The 25,014-nt window shown below is 39.2% G+C and carries 17 protein-coding genes and 1 tRNA gene; 16 read left to right on the top strand and 2 right to left on the bottom strand.

Annotated features, from left to right (window positions below; all coding sequences use genetic code 11):
• The first annotated feature begins 4 nt into the window (after nucleotides 1-4).
• The 12 genes from AC6CH7_RS22095 (at nucleotide 5) to AC6CH7_RS22040 (ending at nucleotide 16,426) form a co-directional block, all read left to right on the top strand.
• Nucleotides 5-3,466 carry a DUF1080 domain-containing protein gene (locus AC6CH7_RS22095; RefSeq protein WP_498264760.1) on the top strand — a complete coding sequence of 1,154 codons (3,462 nt, stop codon included), beginning with the start codon at nucleotides 5-7 and terminating at the stop codon, nucleotides 3,464-3,466.
• Nucleotides 3,467-3,645: 179 nt separating this feature from the next.
• Nucleotides 3,646-5,100 carry a Gfo/Idh/MocA family protein gene (locus AC6CH7_RS22090; protein WP_498264759.1) on the top strand — a complete coding sequence of 485 codons (1,455 nt, stop codon included), beginning with the start codon at nucleotides 3,646-3,648 and terminating at the stop codon, nucleotides 5,098-5,100.
• The gene (locus AC6CH7_RS22085) at nucleotides 5,082-6,170 is read left to right on the top strand and encodes a Gfo/Idh/MocA family protein (RefSeq protein WP_498264758.1); all 1,089 of its coding nucleotides are present in this window, start codon (nucleotides 5,082-5,084) and stop codon (nucleotides 6,168-6,170) included. The genes AC6CH7_RS22090 and AC6CH7_RS22085 overlap by 19 nt, the downstream gene beginning before the upstream one ends.
• Before the next feature lie 59 nt (nucleotides 6,171-6,229).
• A complete protein-coding gene (locus AC6CH7_RS22080) occupies nucleotides 6,230-6,805 on the top strand; it encodes an RNA polymerase sigma factor (protein WP_498264757.1) in 576 nt (191 codons plus the stop codon).
• Between the two features lie 69 nt (nucleotides 6,806-6,874).
• Nucleotides 6,875-7,957, top strand: coding sequence for a FecR family protein (locus tag AC6CH7_RS22075; protein WP_498264756.1), 1,083 nt, complete (start codon nucleotides 6,875-6,877; stop codon nucleotides 7,955-7,957).
• Between the two features lie 155 nt (nucleotides 7,958-8,112).
• A complete protein-coding gene (locus tag AC6CH7_RS22070) occupies nucleotides 8,113-11,328 on the top strand; it encodes a TonB-dependent receptor (RefSeq protein ID WP_498264755.1) in 3,216 nt (1,071 codons plus the stop codon).
• A gap of 5 nt (nucleotides 11,329-11,333) precedes the next feature.
• Entirely contained in the window at nucleotides 11,334-12,923 is a 1,590-nt protein-coding gene (locus AC6CH7_RS22065) for a RagB/SusD family nutrient uptake outer membrane protein (protein ID WP_498264754.1), read from the top strand.
• 174 nt (nucleotides 12,924-13,097) lie between these two features.
• Complete coding sequence (locus AC6CH7_RS22060) at nucleotides 13,098-13,274, top strand: BF3379 family histone-like protein (protein WP_498264753.1); 177 nt, start codon at nucleotides 13,098-13,100, stop codon at nucleotides 13,272-13,274.
• A gap of 265 nt (nucleotides 13,275-13,539) precedes the next feature.
• Complete coding sequence (locus tag AC6CH7_RS22055; RefSeq protein ID WP_498264752.1) at nucleotides 13,540-14,094, top strand: YceI family protein; 555 nt, start codon at nucleotides 13,540-13,542, stop codon at nucleotides 14,092-14,094.
• Nucleotides 14,095-14,102: 8 nt separating this feature from the next.
• A complete protein-coding gene (locus AC6CH7_RS22050; RefSeq protein WP_498264751.1) occupies nucleotides 14,103-15,041 on the top strand; it encodes a DUF5777 family beta-barrel protein in 939 nt (312 codons plus the stop codon).
• Between the two features lie 16 nt (nucleotides 15,042-15,057).
• Nucleotides 15,058-15,510 carry a QcrA and Rieske domain-containing protein gene (locus tag AC6CH7_RS22045; protein ID WP_498264750.1) on the top strand — a complete coding sequence of 151 codons (453 nt, stop codon included), beginning with the start codon at nucleotides 15,058-15,060 and terminating at the stop codon, nucleotides 15,508-15,510.
• Between the two features lie 151 nt (nucleotides 15,511-15,661).
• Nucleotides 15,662-16,426 (top strand): hypothetical protein, encoded by a 765-nt coding sequence (locus tag AC6CH7_RS22040; protein WP_498264749.1) that lies wholly within the window; start codon nucleotides 15,662-15,664, stop codon nucleotides 16,424-16,426.
• Between the two features lie 267 nt (nucleotides 16,427-16,693).
• Here the strand turns inward: AC6CH7_RS22040 and AC6CH7_RS22035 are convergent, their stop codons facing one another.
• Both AC6CH7_RS22035 and AC6CH7_RS22030 read right to left on the bottom strand, forming a co-directional pair.
• The gene (locus AC6CH7_RS22035) at nucleotides 16,694-18,373 is read right to left on the bottom strand and encodes a PNGase F N-terminal domain-containing protein (RefSeq protein WP_498264748.1); all 1,680 of its coding nucleotides are present in this window, start codon (nucleotides 18,371-18,373) and stop codon (nucleotides 16,694-16,696) included.
• 18 nt (nucleotides 18,374-18,391) lie between these two features.
• Nucleotides 18,392-20,314 carry a response regulator gene (locus AC6CH7_RS22030; RefSeq protein ID WP_498264747.1) on the bottom strand — a complete coding sequence of 641 codons (1,923 nt, stop codon included), beginning with the start codon at nucleotides 20,312-20,314 and terminating at the stop codon, nucleotides 18,392-18,394.
• Nucleotides 20,315-20,756: 442 nt separating this feature from the next.
• Here AC6CH7_RS22030 and AC6CH7_RS22025 point away from each other — a divergent pair.
• The 4 genes from AC6CH7_RS22025 (at nucleotide 20,757) to AC6CH7_RS22010 (ending at nucleotide 24,883) form a co-directional block, all read left to right on the top strand.
• Nucleotides 20,757-20,830 (top strand) — tRNA-Arg (locus tag AC6CH7_RS22025).
• 281 nt (nucleotides 20,831-21,111) lie between these two features.
• Nucleotides 21,112-23,532, top strand: coding sequence for a TonB-dependent receptor domain-containing protein (locus AC6CH7_RS22020; protein ID WP_498264746.1), 2,421 nt, complete (start codon nucleotides 21,112-21,114; stop codon nucleotides 23,530-23,532).
• 3 nt (nucleotides 23,533-23,535) lie between these two features.
• A complete protein-coding gene (locus AC6CH7_RS22015; RefSeq protein ID WP_498264745.1) occupies nucleotides 23,536-24,711 on the top strand; it encodes a PepSY-associated TM helix domain-containing protein in 1,176 nt (391 codons plus the stop codon).
• Nucleotides 24,701-24,883, top strand: a complete 183-nt coding sequence (locus AC6CH7_RS22010) for a hypothetical protein (RefSeq protein WP_498264744.1) — start codon at nucleotides 24,701-24,703, stop codon at nucleotides 24,881-24,883. Before AC6CH7_RS22015 ends, AC6CH7_RS22010 begins: the two co-directional genes overlap by 11 nt.
• The last annotated feature ends 131 nt before the right edge of the window (nucleotides 24,884-25,014 follow it).

The following is a 25,014-nucleotide window of genomic DNA, read 5'->3' as shown; positions in this document are numbered from 1 at the left end:
CATAATGATAAAAAAGATATTCTTTATCCTGTTGGCGGTTGTAATGCTGCAAGATGCGGCAAACGGACAGGCAAAAAAAGACGAACGAACCGTAACCACACGCATTGCCGATTTACTTGCTCAGATGCCTGCGGCAGATGCTGAACTATTTAAAAATAATGTAAACGACATCGCAAATCTTGGAGAAGAAGGCTATGTAACTTTAATAAGCGGCCTTAGCGCCCCGGGTAAAGGCAATAATTCATTAATTGAGTATACTGTTGGCGGGTTTTCTGCTTACATCACTCAGAATGGAAAAGAAGACTGGAGAAAAATGGCGGTTGGTGCTTATTGCAAAGCCTTAGAGAAATTAACTGATAAACAAAACAAATCATTTATCATCAGTCAGTTTGATCTGGTTGGTAAGGACGATGCGGTTTCTTGTGTACAAGGGTATTTAACTGATGAGCAACTGGCAGATCCTGCGGCAAGAGCGTTAGTTAAAATCAATACTCCGGTTTCAAAAGCAGCTTTATTGGCTGGCTTGGCAAAAGCGAACGGTGCTGCCAAACTTTCGATTATAGAATCGTTAGGCGACAGCCGTCTTAAAGAAGCTGCTCAACCTATAAATGCTTTGGCTGCCGATGGTGATGCAAATGTTGCTAAAGTAGCATTGTATGCACTTGCTTATATTGCAGATCCTTCGTCTGAAGCTGTATTTGCTGCAGCTGCTGATAAAAGTGGATTTAAATATGAAAACACGAATACCGCGGCAGTTTACCTGATCTATGCAGAACAATTGCTGAAAAATGGCAATAAAGAACTTGCTGAAAAAATTGCTAAAGATATAGCTGGCAAAGCAAGCACAGACGAATTGGTAGGTGTGCGTACTGGTGCTTTAAAAGTCTTGGTTGAAGCAAATAAGGACAATAATCAGGAGCTTCTTTTAGACGCTGCCGGCGATAAAAATGCTGAATATCGTGCCGCTGCTCTGAAATTTGCTGTACCATATGTAACCTCGGCCTCGACACCTCTTTGGGTTAAGAAACTAGGTAAGGTTGATGATGATGCAAAAGCTGGTATTTTAAGTATGCTTGGCCAAAGTGGTGCTAAAGAAGCTTTACCTGCGGTAATTAAGTTGCTTAAGAGCAAGAATGAGACTGTAAAGTTAGCTGCAATAAATGCGGCTGTTAATATTGGCCAGGATCAGGTTCTTGACGATTTGCTTAAGTTAGCAAGCAAAGGTGATACTGCTAATGTTACTGCTGTTTCTAACGCTATTCACCGAATGAAAGGAACAGGAATTACCGAAAAGATTGCTGCTGCTATTCCATCTGCGAAACCAAATGTACAGGTTGCATTAATCAATTTGCTTGCGTCGCGTGCTGCAAACGGTCAGCTAAATACTGTTTATGACCAGTTAAAAAGTAAAAAACCTGAAGTACAGCAAGCGGCATACGCTGCTTTAAGTCACGTTGTTGTGAAAGATAACTTGCCGCAATTGTTTACTTTATTGAATGAAAGCTCTGGAGCACAGGAAATTGCTGTACAGGAAGCTATTATTGCTGCAGTAAGTGGTGGCGGCGACAACTCACAACAGGTTGATGCCGTATTACAACAAATGGCTTCGGCACCTGAAAACAAGAAATTACTTTTCTACAAAGTTCTGGCAAGCTTAGGTGGCGAGAAATCGTTAAAAGCGGTTACTGATGGTTTTGCATCGGGTAATGAGCAAACTCAAAAAGCCGCTTTAGATGCATTGTCTGCATGGGTTGATGCCAGTGCCGCTCCTGAATTAATTAAGATTGCACGTGAGACTAAAAATGCTGATTTCCTGAATACTGCTATCAACGGGTACCTGCGTTCGGTTAGAGACGGTGTTTATCCTGCGGAGCAGAAGTTGTTATTACTTCGCAATGCGATGGCTGTCGCACAAACAAACCAGCAAAAACAACTAATATTAAAAGATGTTGAGCAAGCTAAATGTTTCAATGCAATTGTTTTTGCCGGTAAATATTTAGATGATACTGCTTTACAGCAAGCTGCTGCAAATGCGGTAATGAACATTACACTTGCCGGTACATATAATGGTGACCTAGTTAAAGGTTTGTTAAACAAAACCATTGAGGTAATAACAGGTGGGGATAGTGGCTACCAGAAAGAAGGAATGCGTAAATACATTTCTGAAATGAAAGTAGGAGAGGGTTTTGTGTCTATGTACAATGGAACTGACCTTACCGGTTGGAAAGGTTTAGTGGCAGATCCGATTAAGCGTTCTAAAATGGATGCTAAAACGCTAGCTGCTGAGCAGGAAAAAGCGGATGCCGAAGCGCTTGATAGCTGGAAACCTGTTAATGGTGAGCTTCAGTTCATGAGTCATGGAAATAACCTTGCTACAGTTAAAAAGTACGGTGATTTTGAAATGCTTGTTGACTGGAAGATCATCGACGATAAAAAAGGAGAGGGTGATGCCGGTATTTATTTACGTGGTACACCTCAGGTTCAAATCTGGGATAATGCCCGTACAAAAGTAGGCGCTCAGGTTGGTTCTGGCGGTTTGTACAACAATCAGGTAAACGAAAGCAAACCGCTTAAGGTCGCTGATAATAAACTTGATGAGTGGAATACCTTCCGTATTTTGATGAAAGGCGACCGCGTTACTGTTTACTTAAACGGTGTATTGGTAACGGATAATGTAATCCTTGAAAACTACTGGGATAAAAACCTTCCGATTTTTGCTGAAGAACAAATCGAATTACAAGCCCATGGTTCGCCTGTTGCTTACCGTGACCTTTACATTAGAGAAATCCCTCGTGCAAAACCATTTGAGTTAAGTACACAAGAGAAAAAAGAGGGTTATAAAGTGTTGTTTGATGGTACAAATATGCACAGTTGGACTGGTAACACAGTTGATTATACTATTGAGGATGGAAATATTGCCATTCGTCCTAAACCAGGAAAAGGTTCGGGTGGTAACTTATTTACTAAAGAAGAATTTAGCGACTTTATTTACCGTTTTGAATTTAAATTAACCCCGGGCGCTAATAACGGATTGGGTATTAGAGCACCTTTAGAGGGTGACGCTGCTTATGAAGGTATGGAATTGCAAATTCTTGATAACGAAGCGCCTATATATAAAGACCTGCACGTGTATCAGTACCATGGTTCTGTATATGGTACTTTACCAGCAAAAAGAGGTTTCCTTAAACCACTTGGCGAATGGAATTATGAAGAAGTTGTGGTAAAAGGCCCTAAAATTAAAGTGATCCTTAATGGTACTGTAATTCTTGATGGTGACATTACTGAGGCTAGAAAAAATGGTGCTGCAGACGGTAAGAAACATCCGGGTTTATTACGCGACAGCGGCCACATTGGTTTCCTTGGACATGGTTCTCCTGTAGAATTCAGAAACATAAGGATCAAAGATTTAAGTAAAAAAGGGTCGGCTAAAACCCCTGCAGGCAGAAAAGCTGCGTCCAAGAAATAGTAGGATTTCTATTTTTAGCTTTAATGGATCGTTATCCTGAGAGCCAAGCAATGGAGAAAACAAAAAAAAAGGCAATAACAGCATGAAATAGCTCACATCGTCATCTCGACGACAGTTTTAAATAACCTGAAATAAATTCAGGAAGACGAGTAGAAAAAAATATATAACAATAAAAAAACATGACTGAAGATAAGTTAAACTCATCAACAGATAATTCTAGAAGAAACTTTATTAAAACCAGCGCGCTTGCAGCCGCTGGTTTTATGATCGTGCCCCGACATGTATTGGGAGGAAAAGGATTTTTAGCGCCGAGCGACCGTTTACAAGTAGCCGGCGTTGGTGTTGGCGGAAAAGGTGAAAGTGATATAGCGAATATTTTTAAAGGCGGTAAATCTGATATTGCATTTTTATGTGATGTTGATGATAGAAGGGCCGCTGGTTCTGTTAAGCGGTTTCCGAAGGCGAAGTATTATAAAGACTACCGCCAGATGCTTGATAAGGAATCGAAAAACATTGATGGTGTTGTAGTTTCTACACCAGATCATAATCATGCTATGATAGCCCTTGCCGCCATGCAGCTTGGTAAACATGTGTATGTTCAGAAACCTTTGACACATGATATTTATGAGGCCCGTGTATTAACTGAAGCTGCAAAACGCTATCAGGTAGTTACGCAGATGGGTAATCAGGGTGCTTCTGGTGATGGTGTAAGACAATTGAAAGATTGGTGCGAGGCTGGTCTAATAGGTAAGGTACATACGGTGTATTGCTGGACTGACCGCCCCGTTTGGCCTCAAGGCATTGCATGGCCTGCAACAAACGGTGTTGTGCCTAAGGAATTGGATTGGGATTTATGGTTGGGCAGTGCCCCTTATAAGCCTTATATAGAGAAGATGGTTCCGTTTAACTGGAGAGGCTGGTGGGATTATGGTACCGGTGCAATTGGCGATATGGGTTGTCACCTTGTAGAACCTCCTTTTAGTATTTTAGGTCTTGATACACCTCTTGATGTTCAATGCAGTGTGGGTAGTGTGTATGTGGATGAATTTAAGAGGGGATATTTTCCTGAAAGTTGTCCGCCGTCAAGTCACGTGATCATGACCTTTAAGGGGACAAAAAGAACAAAAGGTGATTTACAGCTTCACTGGATGGACGGTGGTATTAAGCCAGTGCGTCCGGTAGAGTTAGGGCCTAATGAGGCATTTGGCGATAATGGTGTATTGTTTGAAGGTACCAAAGGGAAAATGATCTGTGATGTTTATGGATCTAATCCGAGATTGTTGCCTTTATCAAAAAATGAACATGATCATACTAAACAGAAAACCCCTAGAGTACCAGGTGGTGAAGATGGCCATTATACACAATGGGCCGAAGCTGCGATTGCAGGTTATGGAAAGATAGAATTAAGTTCTCCTTTTGAAATTGCAGGACCACTTACAGAAACGCTATTAATAGCAAACCTAGCCATTAGAGGAACTGATGTTCAAAGAAGAAATGCCGATGGTGGTATCAGTTATCCAGGCAGAGACATTAAACTGATCTGGGATAAGGCGAATCTTAAGGTTACGAACTTTGATGAGGTGAACCAATTTGTTAAACGTAATTATCGTGCAGGATGGAATTTGGGAGTGTAAATTTGCGCGTTCTGGTTGTTGGCTGCGGTAACATGGGTAAATCTCATGCTATGGCTTACCATACCTTAGACGGCTTTGAGATATGTGGAATTGTATCAACAGGTAACAGTAAGGTTGTTGTAAATGAAAAGCTGGGCGGAGGTTATCCTTTGTTTAGCGATTTTTATGAGGCACTTGAGGCTACAAAGCCTGATGCAGTTTGTATTTCTACTTATCCGGATACTCATGAGGCTTTCGCTGTTAAAGCCCTGGAGAGCGGCTGCCATGTGTTCATAGAGAAGCCTTTGGCGGATTCTGTAGAAGGTGCGGAGCGTGTTGCCGAGGCAGCCAGAAAGGCCGGTAAAAAGCTGGTTGTTGGTTATATATTGCGTTATCACCCTTCATGGGAGAAGTTTATTGAGCTTTCGCAGCAAATGGGTAAACCGCTGGTTATGCGGATGAACCTGAACCAGCAAAGCCATGGTCCGAAATGGACAGTACACCGTAACCTAATGAAAAGTTTAAGTCCTATAGTGGATTGTGCGGTGCATTATATTGATGTGATGTGCCAGATGACCAGGTCAAGGCCTGTTCAGGTGAGCGCTATTGGTGCCCGACTTACCGATGAAATACCTGAGTGGAATTATAACTACGGACAACTTCAAATTCGTTTTGAAGATGGTTCAGTTGGTTGGTACGAAGCAGGCTGGGGCCCGATGGTTAGTGAAACTGCCTTTTTTATTAAAGATGTCTTTGGCCCCAAGGGCGCGGTATCTATAGTTGCTAAAGAGGCATCGAAATCAGGAAAATCGGATTCAATTGATTCGCATACTAAAACAGAATCAATAAAAGTACATCATGCGGATCTGGATAAAGGTGATGAGTTTGCCAGGGCCGATGAGTGGGTTGATCTTAAAGATGAACCGGATCATCAGGAACTATGTAATCGTGAGCAACGCTTTTTTCTGAAAGCTATTCAGGAAGATCTGGACCTTACTGATGCAACGGAAGATGCAGTTAATAGCTTAAGGATTGCATTTGCCTGTGATGAATCGGTGAGAACGGGGCAAATGGTTTTGTTAAAAAGTTAATGTAATCTTAACGCCATAGTGCTGTTATCGTTACCTGACCAGGATAGTTTTGTAGAAGAATGAATGTGATTGTTAACGATACAGACAGCAGTTTATGGGCATCATTTGTCAATGGAGACGATGATGCCTTACATTCGATTTATACCCAGTTTGTTGACGTACTGTATGCCTTTGGATTAAGGTTCTCTGACGATGTTGACCTGGTTAAAGACAGCATCCATGATCTTTTTGTTGATCTTTATAAATACCGCAGTAATTTATCTGCTGATGTAAATGTTAAATCTTATCTTTTTACTTCTCTTAAAAGAAAGATATGTAAAGAGTTGAAAAAGCTCACCACTCAGGAGAATCATAATATTGAGGTTCTTTTCACCATTTTTGCAAGCCTGGATGATCAGGTTACCAATGATGAGGTTCAAACGGAACTTATTACAAAACTTAATAAACAACTTGAACTGCTCCCTAGCAGACAAAAAGAAGCGTTATACCTAAGGTTCAATTCTGAACTTGAATACGAGGAAATTGCCAGTGTTATGAACATATCTGTAGAAACCTGCAGAACGCTGGTATATCGCGGAATTAAGCAATTGCGCAAGAAAATGGTGGTGAAACATGTCTACAAAATAATTGCATAAATAAATATTTCAATTTCTTAGTCTATAAAATTCATTTCCGCGTCTCTGGGTTACTATTAGACGCTACAAATGGATTCAGATAACAATTATAAGGCAGAGGATTTTCTATCGGGTAAAATTCCGAAAGGGGGAGAAGGCAGGATTTCGGACAGTGAAAAAGACCTTGCCAGGGATATTAAATCAGCTATTAAATCTGCAGGGAACGAGAAAATATCTTCGTTAGAAGCTGCTGAGCTATGGGCGAGGATTCAGAATAGTAATACATCTAAATCAAAAAGCTACAACTGGAAATTGTTCATTCAAATAGCAGCAGTATTGCTATTGATACTTGGTGCCGGACTTTGGAATTATCAGCGCCATACGAGTACAAATAAGTTGTTGACTTTTGCTGCTCAAAATATAAGCAAGAAAAATATTTCTAAACGGGATACCCTAGGTAAGCCAATTAATAGCGCACCTGCAAGTTCGAACGATGAAGAGAATATCATTACTACAAATGATTTTAATACGCTTGTCGTGGGGAATGATCAACGTTCGGTAATTCATTTACCTGATGGAACCAAAGTGTGGCTAAATTCAGGCTCAAAGTTAATTTATCCGACTTCTTTCGCAAAAGACAGCAGAGAGGTTTACCTGGAAGGTGAAGCCTATTTTGACGTAGCCCACAATAAGGAATGGCCTTTTTATGTAAGGGCTAAGAATATGAATATCAAAGTGCTGGGTACAGAATTTTACGTAAGCTCAAATTTGAATAGCAATAATAATTACGCCGTTCTGGTGCGTGGAAGCATTGTTTTTTCTACAGGTAGCTGGTTAAGCAAGGCAGAGCGAAAATTGGTGCCTGGTGAGCAGATCAGTTATGATCTGGCAGCGAATAAATTATTGATCTCGCAGGTGAAAACAGATGATATCCAGTCGTGGAAAGAAGGTTACATAGACGTTAACAGTGAATCGTTGAAGGTAATTATTCAAAGAATTGCCAAATATTATAACATAGAAATAAACACAGAAGGGCTGGACCTTAGTGAGACTTTTAGTGGTAAACTGATGTTTCAGCGGAATGCCGGCGATGTGTTGAACGACATACTGTTTGACGGGACATCCTTTGTTTATGATAGTACAGAAAGGAGGATCCGGCTGAAGAAAAACTAACCATACAGGACCCAAAAAAGGAGGTGCGCTAACACCTCCTCTAAACAATAACCTATTAAGCTATTATTTAACTCATTAACAAAAATATGAAAAATATTCATGTATGTGAATCTCATGCACATTTAGTACGGCTCAAAAACAAAATAATACGAACTATGAAAGTAACAATGGTTTTATTATGGATGGGAATGATGACCACTTATGCTAATACCTATTCTCAAGTTCGGATGAATATTGATATAATTAAAGGAAACCTTCCGGAGTTATTTCAACAAATTCAAGCGCAAAGTGATTATCTGATTATTTATAAAGATGATTTTATTAAACTAAATAAATACGAAGAGCTAAATCTAAAGCTTAACAATAAAACTGTTCCCGAGATTTTGGACAAAGCACTAAAAGGCAGCGGTTTGGTATACAAAATATCTGGTAGACAGATTGCCATTATATCGGGCAATTTACAGGGCGCAGCTAACTCTAAACAAGATACTTTACTCACTTTGCGTGGCCGTGTGTATGATACCCACGAGCCACCGGGAGTATTGCCGGGCGTAAGCATTAGAGTAAAAGGTTCTACGAACGGAACATTAACTGATGCCGATGGATATTTTAACATCAAGGCAAATAAGAATGATATTCTTGTTTTTTCCATGCTGGGATTTCTTAGCTATGAGTACACTGTTTCGAAGACAGACAGGAGTTTAAATGTTTCCCTGAAAGAGAACGTTTCGGCTTTGAATGAAGTGGTTGTTGTGGGTTTAAACGAGCAACAAAAGAAACACATTGCCAGTTCCCTTGCATCTTTAAATGTAAAGTCAAATATTGAAGGAAAGCCGATTACCACGCTGTCCCAATCTTTGCAGGGTGGGATAACGGGGATAAATGTTACACAAGGCTCTGGTTTGCCCGGGGGAGATGCTGCAGCAATAAAAATACGTGGTATTAGCACGCTTGGAAATTCTGATCCATTGGTGCTGGTAGATGGTATACCGATGGATATGAACCACATTGATCCGGTAACTGTTGAGAGTGTGACAGTTTTGAAGGATGCTGCTGCGGCCGCGAGTTATGGTTCCAGAGGTGCAAATGGTGTTATTGTTGTAACTACAAAAAGAGGCGTGGCAGGTAAAGTGGCTGTGGCCTTTGATGGATATTATGGTATTCAGCGCGCGTCCTCTTTACCACAAACTGTTGATGCGCCAACCTACATGAGAATGTATAATGAAGCGAGCTATAATGCCAATCCGGCCAATAAACTGCCTTTTACACAAGAACAAATTGACAATACAAGGAATGGGATGGATCCTGTCGCAAATCCCAATCTGGCATTTGCCAACACAAACTGGTTGGATTTGCTTGTTGATGATGCTGCTCCGATATCAAGCAATTCCTTGTCGCTTAGCGGTGGAAGTAGCGTGGCAAGGTTTGCTTTGACGGGTAATTACACTTATCAGAAGGGTATTATTCCAATTAGTGATATGAAAAGGTTTAATATCAGGGCAAACACTACGATCTCTTTGAGCGACAAATTCCAGGTAAACATGGATTTACTTGCGATAAGGAGAGATACCAATCAACCGAACAGACCCAGTGCTACAGGGAATACCGGTAACAGACTTTTAGAGGATATGTATCGTGTGCCACCAACAGTTATCCCTAAGTTTCCAATTAAAGACGGACGTGTTTTTTATGGTCAGCATGTAGATATTGTAAATCCTTTGGCTTATGCTGAAGTTGGGGGTGTAAGGGCCTCGGAATTCGGACAAACCAGCATCAATTTGCAACCTAAGTGGGAAGCATTTAAGGATTTTAATGTAAGGGGGCAATTCAGTTTCAGGTTAAATAGTGACATTACCCATGATACAAGGGATAACTTTGATCATTTCGATTTCTTTACTGGCAACTTGTTAAGAACATGGGCATTGCAGAGAGCAACTGGAATGGCCAGAACCACATATTATTATGCTGGTGTAACTACAGATTATACTTTGAATATTAATGATCACCGGGTTTTTGCCTTGGCGGGTTACTCGCAGGAAGAGACCAACAGCGGATCATGGGACATATTTTCAATGGTATCAGCCTACGCTAAATTGAACTATTCCTTTAAAGACAAATATTTGCTGGAAGGAACAGTACGTACAGATGGTTCGTCTCGTTTCGGACCTAATAATAAATTTGGAGTATTCCCTTCGGTAGCAGTTGGATGGAACCTTCATAATGAGGACTTTCTAAAAGATTCCAAGATCATTAATAACCTGAAATTAAGGGCATCGTATGGTAAACTTGGTAATGATAATATAGGGTTATATAAATATCAGACTTTAATTAACGGAAGCAGTGGTGTTGAATCTACTTATGGTAATCCGAATATCACCTGGGAATCGGTAAATATGCTGGATTTGGGGGTGGATCTTAGTTTGCTGAAAAATAATAAACTGGGAATTACTTTTGATTATTATGATAAACAGACTAAGAATATTATTCTTTTTCCGACCCTGCCACTTGTAGGTGGTTTTGAGGCAGACGTTCCTGTAAATGCCGGTGAACTATCTAATAAAGGTTGGGAGATTTCACTAAATTATAACGAAAGACTAGCCCAGGATTTAAGTATCTCGTTTAACCCCGGGGTTTCCTATAACCGCAATAAAATAATTAAACTTCAGGGAGGGTCAATTATCTCTCCAACAGTAATTACTGAGGTTGGTAGCAGCATTAACAGTATTTATGGGTACAAAACAAACGGATTGTTACAGGCCAGCGATTTTGATGGCAGCGGGAACCCATTAGTTCCTACGCTGCCAAACGCCAAGCCGGGAGATATTAAATATCTTGATTTAAATGGTGATAATGTTATTGGGGCAGCAGATCAGGACGTTATAGGAGATCCGGTACCCAGACTTAACTATTTTGCTAATTTAAGAGTTGCCTATAAGAACTTTGATATTGAAACCCTAATTCAGGGCGTAGGTAATAATAATGCTGTTTTATATGGAATGTTTGCCCAGCCTTTAGATCTTAGTGCGGACGGCGGTATACCAACAACTTATTATTCAAAGAATTACTGGACCCCGGAACATACAAATGCCCGTTTTCCACGCTTATCAACAGCTCCGGCAAATAATAAACTGTCGTCAGATTTCTGGTTTCAAAATGGAGCTTTTTTAAGGGTTAAGTATATACAGTTAGGATATAATGTTCAGAATTCCTTTGCAAGGAAGTTAGGTGTTAACGGTATAAGGTTATATGTAAATGCACAAAATCCTGCCACTTTTACTTCTGTTAAGATTACAGATCCAGAAAGTCGAGGTTATCAATGGACCTATGGAATTGTGGAAATGTATACAGTTGGTTTAAATGTTAAATTTTAATTCAGATGAAAAAAATCTATTATTTAGTCCTTATCGCAATCTTATTTACATTTTCAGGTTGTGAGAAATTTTTAACACATGATCATCCAACGGATGTTTATGATGAAATATGGTGGAACACGGAGGCGAATGTGACCTCGGCACTGAACTCTATTTATGCAGGAATGCCTGATGGCTCTTCGGGCCGACAGCTAATGTTCCTTGATGCAATGAGTGATAATGCTGTTGCCCGACAAAGTTTACGAGGAGACTACGAATCTTATGTTAAAGGCTTGCAAGGCTCGAATTGGGCGGTTGGAACCGGCATTTGGGATGATGATTATCGCGACATAAGAAGATCAAACAGATTTCTTGAGAATGTGGATAAGGCGTATTTGCCTGACCCAGAGCTAAAGAAGCAATATATTTATGAAGCAAGAGCCTTAAGAGCGTACTATCATATGGAACTGTTTATGTTCTTTGGCCCAATAGCGATTATGAAGCAGTCTGTAGCTCCTGAAAACAGCTATTTACCACGTAATACCGAAAAAGAAGTATACGATTTTATTATGGCCGAGCTTAACGAGTGTGCAAATAACCTGCCTCCGAAGTTTACCGTAAATGCAGACCTAAAAAGGATATCGGCCGGATCTTGTCTGGGATTGATTTCTAAACTGGCATTATATTATAAAGATTATGGTTTAGCTAAAAGTTCAGCAAAAAGGATCATCGATATGGATGCTTATAGTTTGCGGAAGAGTGCAAATTTACAGAACAGCTACGCAGATCTGTTTTTATATGTGGGGGAGATCAATTCTGAAAGGATCTTTTTTAGAGAGGTAACTTCGGGAGGTAATCAATGGTTGACGTTTGCCCCTCAGGGTACGGGAGGTAAAACTGTTGTTTCTCCAACAGCCTCTATTGTAAATGCCTATGAAACAAAACAAGGGAAAACGTTAGAAGAGTTGGGGCCTGACTCTGCAGCTATTTACGTGAAGGAGCCTAATTATCATAATAACAGAGATCCTAGAATGGCTGCATCGATTATATTGCCAGGGGCAACTTATACGGGTGTAGTTTTAAAGCCTTTTGAGAATTCCGGACTTGATAAGTTGGGTGAACAAAATTCAACTTCGACCGGATATTGGATCAACAAGTATCTGGATCCAAAGGATAAAACAGGTGCCAGAACATTGGATTTTATGATTATGCGTTATGCTGAGGTATTGCTGAATTACGTGGAATCACTAATTGAGCTTGATGATTTCAGCAACCCCGACGTGATAAAATACCTGAACGAGATCAGAAACAGAGCAGGCATGCCTAATGTAAATGTGGCTGAATATAATACCAAAGAAAAATTGCGTGAGCTGGTTAGAAGAGAACGTAGGGTAGAGCTTGCTTTTGAAGGTGTTCGCTATTACGATATTAGAAGATGGGGTATTTTTGAGCAGGTGATGAATGGCCCTGTTACGGGAGCGATAGATCCGAATACCAATCAACCGGTAAATGTAGAGGTGAGATCAGCAAAAGAGAATAGAGATTACCTATGGCCAATACCTCAGAAAGAATTACTGGCGAATCCACAGATGACCCAAAACCCGAATTATAACTAATTATTGGCATATTAAACAGCAATAAATGTGGAATATGAAGATTTTATTAACAATGAAGGTAGGATGTGGAAAAAATGATTGGAGATTATGAAACATTGATTTGGTGCAAAACCAATAATTATTACCTTTAGAGCGTTATATCAAATATTTTTAAAATCTTAACTTAAGAAAAACATGGAAAAATTTTCAAAACTTAAACAACTTATTTCTGGAATCGAAGCAGATGCAGACAAATTTTATAATTCAGGTAATGGCGCAGCCGGTACTAGAGTTCGTAAAGCAATGCAGGATCTAAAAGGACTTGCTCAAGAGATCCGTACTGAGGTTACCGAGAAGAAAAATACTAAATAGTATTATTTGAATTATACGAAAGGCCTGCAAGAGATTGCAGGCCTTTTTTTGTTTTATGCGCTCGTCATTTCAACGCCAGGAGAGAATCTCTTGGCCACGAAGTAGCTGGGAGGCAAAATAATAGCATAACCCAGAGATCCCTCGGCTCCTCGGGAGGACGACAGATGTGAAAATATTTACTGCCCAGGCAACCTTGTTGTTTCTTACTCCGTACTAGGAGATATAAGTTCATTAAAACTTAAATAACGCAGTAGCTCAATTAAATATGAATAGGATAAGAAAAATAACCCGATTGTTGTTGGCACTCCTGATGCTGCATTTAAGCGCCGGGGCGCAGAACTTCGTTAGCAAAAATATTAGAATAGGCCTATTCTCATCTACACCACTAGAGGACATCAGAGCCGTAAGCGATAAAGGTAATGCTGTTCTTGTTGCCAAAACCAGAGAAATAGTTGTGCAATTGGTCGTTAAGACGCTTGAGTTTGACAGAAAGCTTATGCAGGAGCATTTCAACGAAAATTACATAGAGAGCGACAAATACCCTTATGCAAAATTTAAAGGTGTGATTGATCAGGCGGTTGATTTTACTAAAGATGGTAATTATACTGTAACAGTTACAGGTATCCTTTCTGTACATGGAGTAGATAAGAAGCGCACAATTCCAGGAAAAGTAACCGTAAGTAATGGAGTGGTACAAATCAGCACAGAGTTTAAAGTTGCCTGTGTAGATCATGATATTAAAATACCAAAGCTGGTGTTTACCAAGATTGCGGAGTTCATTACGATAAAAGCTGAAGGTAAATTCGATCCATTAAAATAACCAAACCCATGAATAAGATTAAATATTTACTGATTTCCTTTTCGCTTTTTACACTGCATGCTCAAGCTCAGGAAGCGGACTCATTATTAAAAGCCCTGGACAGTGGGGGTGTTGCTACAACAGTAGACGCCGCCTTTAAGTCGACACATGTAGTTTTATCTCACTCAAGTGAAACTCAAAAGAAGCATGATCTGGATCTGAGGATCCGTCACCATTTTGGTGATATAGGCGGACGTTTTGGAAGTGCGCATACTTTATACGGTCTGGATGTTGCAACAGATTTGTTTATTGGATTGGATTATGGGATTACCGACGATTTTACTGTTGCGGTAGGAAGAAGTAAGCAAGACGAACTATTCAATTTTTCCGGTAAGTACAAACTGTTAAAGCAGAACAGTAACAGTTCGATGCCAATTAATATGACCCTCTTTGCCCAGCTTGGCTGGATTGCCAGGGAACCATTTAATGATGGCGAGTTTGGACAGTATAGTGATAGGTTCTCTTATTTCTTTCAATCTATTATATCACGTAAGTTCTCATCGCGCCTCTCACTAGAGGTGATGCCGGGGTTTTTAGTGCGAAACAATATTGAGGATAGCGGTGATTCAAAAAATCTGTTTTCCCTTGGTTTTGCCGGAAGAATGAAAATAACTAAGCGACTTTCCTTTATTGCCGATTACACCGTTGTAAATGGATTATCGAGACCTAAAGATTTAACCGAAACTTATTACAATCCATTTGGTGTTGGTTTGGAAATAGAAACAGGGGGGCACATTTTCTCTTTAAATTTTATGAACTCGGAGTATATAGTTGAAAATAATTTCATTCCAAATACTAAGAAGTCGTGGAGTAAAGGCGGCGTACGTTTTGGCTTTACTATATCAAGAAACTTTACCCTGTTTAAGTCAAAGAATCAGGATCCGGACAAGAAATCAAAAATTTACTAAACTAAAATCAAAAACTATGGAACGTGACGAATTTATCAAATCATTAGGGCTTGGCCTTGCTATGGTTTGCGCAGGAACATGCCTTTCGAGCTGTGGAAAAAGTGGAAATGATGGACCAGACGACAAACCCGATCCGGGACCAGGCAATAATACTGCCACCGTAGATCTTTCAACTCAGTTAAAGGCTGTGGGCGACCAGGCGAAAGCAAATGGTGTATTGTTTTTTAGAATAGCTGATGGAAATACTGCAGCAGCATTTATAGCTACAGAATCTATCTGTCCACATCAAGGAGGTAGCTTGGTATGGAAACAGGCAGATAATAAAATACAATGTCAACTGCACTTTTCTGAATACGCTACCAATGGCTCTGTACTTCAGGGACCACAAGGTACGACCGGAAATACCAGAACGTTGAAAATTTATAGCACAGCTGTTAGTGGAACTAAACTTACCGCTACCATTGCATAGTGATTATCTATTTTGGTAGCTTCATTTCTTTTAATGAAATTATTTATTTGGATTTCTTGATAATCTTGGTATGATATGTGTAAATTGTATAAAGTTATTAGGCTAATCTAATAGCAGAATAACAGACATTCAATCAGCTATTTAAAAAGTTATGAAAAAACTACTTTCACTAATTGCTATGCTAAGTTTCTGTGTGAGCTTAAGTATGGCACAAACTGCTTCAACTGCTACTGCTAAGAAAGCAGCAAAAGCAAAAAAAGAAACTTCGAAAGCTAAAGAAACTGCTGCTGAAGCGAAGAAGGAAGCTGCAAAGGCTAAAGCTGATGCTAAAAAAGAAGCAACTGCAACCGCAAAGAAAGAAGCAGCAAAGGCTAAAGCTGACGCTAAAAAAGAGGCAACCGCAACTGCGAAGAAAGAAGCTGCCAAAGCTAAAGCTGATGCTAAAAAAGAAGCAACCGCTAAAACCAAAGCAACAGCCGATACAAAAAAAGATGTAACAGAAAAGGTTAAAAAAGAAACTACAACAGCAAAAACTAAAGCTAAAGCAGAAGCAACCACTGCAGGTGCGAGGTTAAAAAAAGATGGTACGCCTGATAAACGTTTTGCAAAAACTGCAGCAGCTCCGGCTAGTGATGTAAAACTTAAAAAAGATGGTACACCAGATAAGCGTTTTTCTGCTACAGCTGCCAAAGAAAAAGCAGAGGCCCCTGTGAAGGAAGCTAAAAAAGAAGTAACAACGGTAAAAAAACAAACAACTACCTCTGTTGCCAGTGCTGCTAATAAAGATTATAAGCCAACTGTAGATAGAACGTTGAAAGGCCCTAATGCTGAAGTAATTTATACTGGCCCACGTGGGGGTAAATATTACATCAACAAAAACGGTAACAAAACTTATGTTAAAAGAGAAGCAGAATAGTATAACGGTTTAGTTTTAATAAAAAAGCATCTATCTGTGGCTGTTGCACAACATTAATAGTGTGATAGATATTTAGGTTCCAAAAAGGCTGAATATTTCATTTCAAAAATGATTACTCGGCCTTTTTGCTTTTACATTAAAGTCTTGGCTACAACACGCTCAATTAATACCGTTTTGATAATTGCATTCAAGTACCACCAATAGTATCTGATTTTGTATTCTGGAGCTTTTATTGCTACAGCTGTACTTTTTAAGTTTTATAATATTTTATTCTATATCGCCAATTAATGTTCCTGATACATTCCAGGCGCTAAAACTTCCGCCTTCTGGTTTACCTAGCGGTATTGCTACCTGAAATGTGTGCTTGCCAGGTTTTAGATCCGGCAATGGGATTTCAACAGGTAAGGTAATTGTTCCCGGACACCAGTTGGAACGGCTAAGATCCGAAGAGGACAAACCATTCCCAAAGTTGCCGGAAGCAGGGTTTAAATATCTGTATGTTGCACAATCTTCTCGCCATGGAATAAAGTGATATACTCTTTTGCCATCTACAAAGATTTCGTTTTGCTTTGGTACAAATTCATCTCCGCTACCCCAGCCACCGTGACCGGTTGTAAGGTATCTCATTTTTAGGTTTTTTACACCCTGCGGGATATCCACAGTTACAGTAAGAGAATCCTGATCGAACATTGTGCCGTATTCTTGTCCTGACATTTCCATTAAATTGGTTGTGTTAAAGGCAGGCATTAACCATTTCTTTTCCTCTTTTTGGCTTTCGCCTTCATAACCCGGATAGTATTTGAAGTAAAGACTAGCCTTATGTCCGCCTTTATCATAGTTTCCTATAAATAGGCCTACCCATACCTCTCCTTGTAAACGCGATAATAACGAGGTTATATCTTGTTTGTAGACAACTGAATCGGCCCAGTTATATCCTTTAATTTTTGCCTGGGCATTAAAATGATTTACGCCAAAAGAGGTGAAAAAACGCATTAACTCAAGAGGGGGTAAATAGTTGTCGGTAGCTGTAACTCCCTGATATTTCTTTCCGTTTCTGGCTGAATAAACAGGAAGTGCCTGAATGCCACTTTGCAAAGCATTAAGATAAGAAATGGATTTGTCGGTAGGGATCATAAATACAGAGCCTGTACGGTCATATGCATCTCCGTTAGAATGTTGTGCTAATTCAATAAATAATTGTTGACCAGCTTTTGTTGCCGGTAACTTTACTTTCTTAAGAATAACTGTTCCACCAGAAAAATGGTAAGTAACATTAGATTGTTCTCCGGCAGGATTTTCTGTTTTATTGCCAAAACTAATCTGCTCGTTATTGAAAATGGTGAGCGTAGTATAGCGGCTTTCGATTACTTGTCGCTGATATGCTGGTTCATCTAATATGGTACCCCAGCTCTTTGGCCAGGCAAGCTCTTCGGATGTTACTGTACGGTAGTCGATATTTTTTGCAAAGGTTTCGGAATTGCCATTACGAATGGTTTTAAGAACCAAACCTAATCCGGGAGCAATTGAAATACTTGGCGTTCCTTTAATTTTAAGGTCGTTTGTATACCATACTTCAATGGTGTTGGAACGAACAAAGACTTTAGCCTTTTTACAGGGAATGCCTAATATAGTGTCTATTCCCGGAAGTAATTCTGCTTTTACATATTCAGAAAAAGGCTTTTTAAGTGTGTATGCTATAGCATTGTTGTTTTGTATCTGATAACTGGCTTTTTGAGCAATTTGCAGATACTGTTGTTCGGTTTGATGACCCTGAGGTACCAGATGTATCTGGTTGCCTTTAATGAACATTTTTTGTTCAGCTTTTGATTCTTTTCCGTTATTTCGGAACCCATAAGTAACAACAGCTTCAGTGGCTTTGGTGTTTATTTGTGAAAACGATGGGCCACTGAATAAAAACAGTGCAAACCCTAATAGAAGTACTCTCATGGGGCATAAAGTTATGAATTATTTTACCTCAAGAACTTCTAAAAAGAGTTCAAACATTTCCTTTGGTTTAAATGGTTTAGAGAGAATATAGAGAATGCCCATTTCTTTAAGTCTAAGTCTCACCTCTTCAAGCACGTCAGCAGTAAAAATGATTATTTTGATTTCCGGATAGGTTTCTTGTATGTATTTAGATAGCTGATAACCATCCATGCCTGGCATGTGCAAATCTACAAGAACAACATCAAACTTTTCTTTTTTTAGAACTTCTATAGCAGTATAACCATTGTCAGCTTTATCAGCATTGATCCCAAAACGACTTAGTTGGCGGGTGGCGACGAGTAAATTAGTAGCATTATCGTCAACAATCAGTAATTTAAAATCGGGGAGGGTAAGAGAATCAAATTCGAATGCGTTTGATTTGTTTTTCGTTTGTATGGGTAAGGCCTTTTTGAAGTCAATTTGAAACTCGAATATTGATCCTACGGCAGGTTTACTTATTAACCGAATTTCGCTATTGAAAAGCCGGACCAAACCTTTGGTAATGTTAAGTCCTAATCCGCTTCCTTCTTGTTGCCTGTGGGAATCTTGATGGACCTGATGAAACTTGTCGAAAACCAGATTATGCAGATGTTCAGGAATTCCAATGCCGGTATCGGTGATTTTAAAGAGGATAGACGCATGATCGTCTTGATCTACCAGCGTTTTTAGGGTGATGCTAACCTCTCCTTTTTCGGTAAATTTAATGGCATTAGCCAATAGGTTATTTAAGATCCTTGTTAGCCTAAGGCCATCAATCATCAAGGATTCAGGTGTTTTGTAATCATGATGGAAGTTTAGTGCAAGGCTTTTACTTTTAGCAAATGGTAGAAATTGCTTGTAAACATTGTTAATAAGTGAAGTGAGGTTTGTCGGAGCTTCATTTAATTGCATCTTTTTACTTTCAATCTTTTCCAGATCTAATATATCGTTTATAAGACCCAGCAAATGATTAGAAGAGTACCTTAAATGATCAACATATTCTTTTATATCCTTGTCTGAAGATGTGGCCTGATCCAGAAGATTGCTTATGCCAATAATTGCATTTAAAGGAGTCCGAATCTCATGGCTCATAATGGAAAGTGTTTCTGTCCTTTTTCTGGCAATTTGTTCGGCAAGATTTTTGGCCTCAATAAGCTCCAGTTGGTTGTTTTTAATGTCCGTAATATCCTTCAATATTCCCCTGAATAATCGAACATTGTTGTTCTCCATTATTGGGACACCTGAGATCCTTACCCATTTTTTATTCCTTTTAGCTGTTATGAGCTCTAGTTCTATATCGAAGGCAATATTTTGGTTAAGCGAATTTTTCAGTGCCCTTAATAATTTTGTTTTATTCTCTTTGTCAAATGATTGTGGGACATTGATACTGTTGATTACAATATGCTGATCTGATTCATTAATTTCATAGATCTGATTCGTTAAAAAGACTTCTTTACTTATCGTGTCATATTCCCATCCACCCATTTTTGAAATTTGATGGCCTATTTCTAGCAAGTTGTTGATTCGTTTGAGCTCTAGGCTATTCTTCTCAAGCTGATCAGTCATCTCTTTTTTAGCTGTAATATCCTCTATGATGCATATTATCCTGACATCAGTATTAATTGAATCAATTTTTTGAAACTTAGCACAATACCATAGTGGCTTAGCTGGATCAAAATCAGGATAGATGCATTGTTGTCTTTCTCCAGTACTAAGTAGTCTGATTATGCAGTCAATAAAGATATCTCCAAACTCACCAAAAACTTCCGGGATACTCTTGTTGATAAAGAATTCGGGTGGCATGAACAATTTAGATTTATCTTTTGTCCAAACCCGCTTAATTACTGCTTGTTCGGTTAATTCCAGAATTACATCATCAAGTGCTTCAACCAGCGATTGCAAATTATGAGCCTCATTATCCATAGGTCGGTAGTAGTAGATTTAAAGTTTGTTACTATTTGGTTATTTGTATAGGTTTATTTTGCAATCCTCTAATCGTAGCAAAACTTCCCCGTTTTCTGCTTGCAAATAAATAGTATTGCTACAGGATTTGTTTGAGATGAAGGTTTTTGACTTGGTTGTTAGATGAAACGCACTTTTTCTTGTTTGTATTACTTTGGATATACAACATCTATGCCTTATTTTAAAGCTTACAAAATTTGAAGTTTCTGGATTGCTAACTTATTTTGAACTAGTGATGGTTGAGGTAGAGTAATGGAAAGTAAAATACCTCTATTTAGGCTATTTGTTAAGTGACTGGTAATCTTGCTTATATTTTTTTAATCCGGTTTTTTTAGAAAATTATCAAAATAGATTTGCGCTTATTCGCATGTTTTTATATCTTTGGCGCTCCTTAAGGGGAAAGGCCTTGGTAGCTCAGTTGGATAGAGCAACGGTTTTCTAAACCGTGGGTCAGGGGTTCGAATCCCTTCCAGGGTACAAGAAATTTATTTCTTAATTAAAGGCGACGTTGCTCCAGATGTCGTCTTTTTTTTGTCTCTATTTTTTCAATAAGGATTTAGTCAGAAGCTAATACGGCATCGGTCCGCTATACTTGGATGACTCCACATAGCATCTCATTTAAAGATCACTTAAACTTATCGCTGTACACTTTAAATACGTGAACAGTAGTGCTTAAGGTTATTGTTTAGAATAGTTTTAAATAATATTGTTTAGAATTATTTTAAATAGTAGGTTTGTGCGATCAAACAAACTTTAACATGATTAGAATTTTTACCAATTGTATTATTTTACTCTTATTTTCTGTAAGTCTGTCATTTGCGCAGACGGGAAATATTGATGGTTCAGTAAAGACCTCCGATGGGAAACCAGCGGAACTTGTAACCATAAACATTAAAGGAACAGGAAAGACAGCCTTAACGGATAAAAAAGGAGCGTATCAGCTAAAGAATATTAAAACAGGCAAATATATTCTGACTGCAACATTTATTGGTCTGGCAAAACAAGAACAGGCTCTAGAAGTAAAGTCAGGAGAAACGGTATATGTTGATTTTGTACTGAGTGAAAATTCCGATCAATTACAGGAGGTAATTATTTCTTCCAGAAATACAAACAAAGTAACTGCTGCGGTTGCCAAGATGCCTTTAAAAAACCTGGAGAATCCACAGGTATATAGCTCTGTTTCTTCTGAAATATTAAAACAGCAGGCCATTAGCAACTATGACGATGCGATGAGGAACATTCCGGGAATTTCAAGAACGTGGGAATCTACAGGGAGAGGCGGCGATGGGGCTTCTTATTTTGCGCTCCGTGGTTTTGAAGCACAGCCAAGTCTGATCAACGGATTACCGGGCCTGACCAGCGGAAATCTAGATCCGGCTAGTGTTGAAGAGATACAGGTGATGAAAGGACCTTCAGGCACATTGTTTGGAGCAAGCTTCTATGGCTATGGAGGGATTATCAATACCATTACTAAAAAACCTTATTATGAGTTTGGCGGTGAGGTGGCCTACAACCTAGGTAGCTTTGGATTGAACAGGGTAACAGCAGACGTAAACATGCCCTTAAGCAAAACTGAAAAGATTGCAATGCGTATTAATACGGCTTATCATACAGAAAACAGTTTCCAGGATGCTGGATTTAAAAAGTCTTTCTACGTAGCTCCTAGTTTGGCTTATGAGGTAAATGATAAGCTTTCCTTTCAGGTATTGACAGAAATTTTGCAGGAAGAAAGGGCTGTAGCACCAGTATTTTTTAATACCAACAGGGATGCTCCGCTAATTTTCAAAAATATTAAAGAACTGAACTTGAATAGGAGCTTGTCTTTCACGAACAATGACCTGACCATAAAAAATCCAAGATATAACCTGCAAGGTCAGATGCTTTATAAGATTTCTGATCAATGGACTTCACAAACTGTTATTTCAAGGGGTAACGTAAAATCCGATGGCTACTATACTTATATATGGGATGATGGAGTTAGAGACAACTACTTTGATCAGTATTTCCACAATGAACAACAAACTACCAATACTACCGATATTCAGCAGAATTTTAATGGCGATTTTAAAATAGGTAGTGTTAGAAACCGTATTTTAATAGGATTGGACTATTATAGCCGCAATGTGATTGACAATGGATCTGGGTGGGTAGCAATTAGAAAAATATCACCTCAAGAGAGTGAAATAAAAGTAGGTCCTGATTTAGAGCCAATTGATGAACCTATATATTTGAGCAAGTCATTGGTTGATAATGCATTAGCAGAACAAATAGGTAGCCGTACCAATAAAAAGAACAGCATCTCCAGTGCTTATGTGTCAAATGTGCTTAATTTTACTCCTTCACTAAGTGTGATGGCCAGCTTAAGAATGGATTATTTTGATTCTAAAGGAGATCTTAAAGATCCTGAAGATGATTACGACCAGTTGGCGCTGTCCCCTAAATTCGGGGTGGTTTATCAGCCGGTTCTTGACAAGGTATCTATTTTCGCAAATTACATGAATGCATTTTTTAATGTAAACCCACGTGAAGTATTTGATGAAAATAATGTAAGTCAGGGCGTTAAATCATTTAAGCCAGAACAAGCTAATCAATGGGAAGTTGGGGTAAAAGCCAACCTGTTTTCTGATAAGTTGTTTGCCACTTTCTCTGTCTATGATATCAGAGTTGCAAACAGGGTTTATGATACACCAACTTCTTCCGTGCAAGGTGGAAAGACCGGAAGCAAGGGTTTTGATTTGGATTTAAGTGCAAACCCTTTTCCTGGTTTTAATATCATTGCAGGAGTTAGCCACAGTAGAATTAAAGTGCTTAAAGGTAATACAGGAATACCAAATGATTTTTACAACGAAGTAGGAAGAGCACCAGGTGGTCAGGGCCCTCAGGATCTGGCCAATTTATGGGCGACCTATAAAATCGGATCTGGCAAATTGAAAGATTTTGGTTTCGGATTAGGCGGGAACTATGCTGGTGTATATAAGGTAATAGATAATAGCGTAACAGGAGTTTTTGAATTGCCAAGCTATACCTTATTAAATGCAAGTTTGTTTTACAACTCAGACAAATACAGATTTACCTTTAATATGAACAACCTGACCAATGAAGACTATTATATTGGTTACTGGTCTGTTAACCCGCAGAAAACAAGGAACTTTGCCGCAAGTTTTGCTTATAAATTTTAACTTATGAAAGCTAAGACAATAAAAAAATGGTTTGAAGTTCATAAATGGACCAGTCTTATTTGTACGGTTTTTTTGCTCATGCTATGCCTGACTGGTTTGCCTCTTATATTTTACGAGGAAATTGATCACCTGCTAGGCAAAGAAGTAGAAATGCCTGCTATTGCTCCCGGAACTCCAGAATTGTCGAAAGATGTTGTACTGGATGAGGCCCTAAAACACGTACCTGTAAAGGCAATAAAGTATGTGTCATGGGATGTAAAAGAGCATCCTGGTGAAATGTTTGTTGTTGTGGCCGATTCAAGTGAGGCGCCAATTGAAGGAGATCATTACCTTAGGATGAATGAGTATAGTGGTAAGGTAATGGACACGCCACCTAATGAAATGGATTTTATGTTGGTAATGTACTACCTGCATGTAGAAATGCTGGCAGGCATACCCGGTAAACTTTTCCTTGGTCTGATGGGTTTGCTTTTTATTATTGCTATTGTTTCGGGTATAGTATTATATGGTCCAATTATGAAACGCTTTGATTTCGGAATGATCAGAACAGAAAAATCATCAAGATTAAGATGGTTGGATTTGCATAACCTGCTTGGAATTGTAACGCTTGCCTGGGCGTCGGTTGTTGGGCTTACAGGTGTGATTAACACGCTGGTAGACCCAGCCCTGGACAAATGGAAAACCAGTCAACTTGCCGAAATGGTTGCGGGATATAAGGATAAGCCCAAGGTAGCGGGAACTTTAAGTTCTCTGGATGCTGCTGTTAAAACAGCTAAAGCAGCAGCTCCTGGAATGGATGTTTCTTTTGTTGCCTACCCGGGAACACTTTACTCCAGTAAGTATCATTACGCAGTGTACTTGATTGGAACCACTCCGCTAACTTCGAGAATTATTAAACCGGCGCTAATAGATGCTAAAACAGGGGAGCTGACAGACATAAGAGATCTGCCATGGTACCTGAAAACAATCTTTATCTCCCAGCCATTTCATTTTGGCGATTACGGAGGCATGCCTATGAAGATACTTTGGGCGATCTTTGATATCGCTACTATTATTGTATTGATTTCCGGAATCTACCTTTGGCTTGCCAGGCGCAAGGCGAAGTCGGCCCAACTTAAAAGGCTTATGGGAGAAGCCGAATCGCTCACTTTATCAACCGTTCAAGAGAATGAAGAATAATAGTAACGTGTTTTTCAAAGTATGGAGTATCCCTATCTTACTGGGAGTGATAACAATCATAGGTTTGTTATCGGCAATAATGGGAGTAGGAGTATGGCATATCGTTTCATGGATAGCCTTAAGTATTCCGGTTTATATAATGTTTAGGTACGGATTAAAGTATTTTAAATAGGTCTTGTTAATTTTTCTGGTTGTGGTTTAGTGAGTTAGGGATATTTTGCAATAAAAAGTGTATAAATGTTTGGGTGGTGGTTGAATTTTCCTACTTTTGCATCCCGCTTCGGAGGAAGAGAAACAGCGAGC

It is taken from the genome of Pedobacter sp. GQ55, assembly GCF_059758925.1.
The sequence above is the reverse complement of the archived record's forward strand: the minus strand, read 5'-3'. Positions and strand labels throughout refer to the sequence as shown.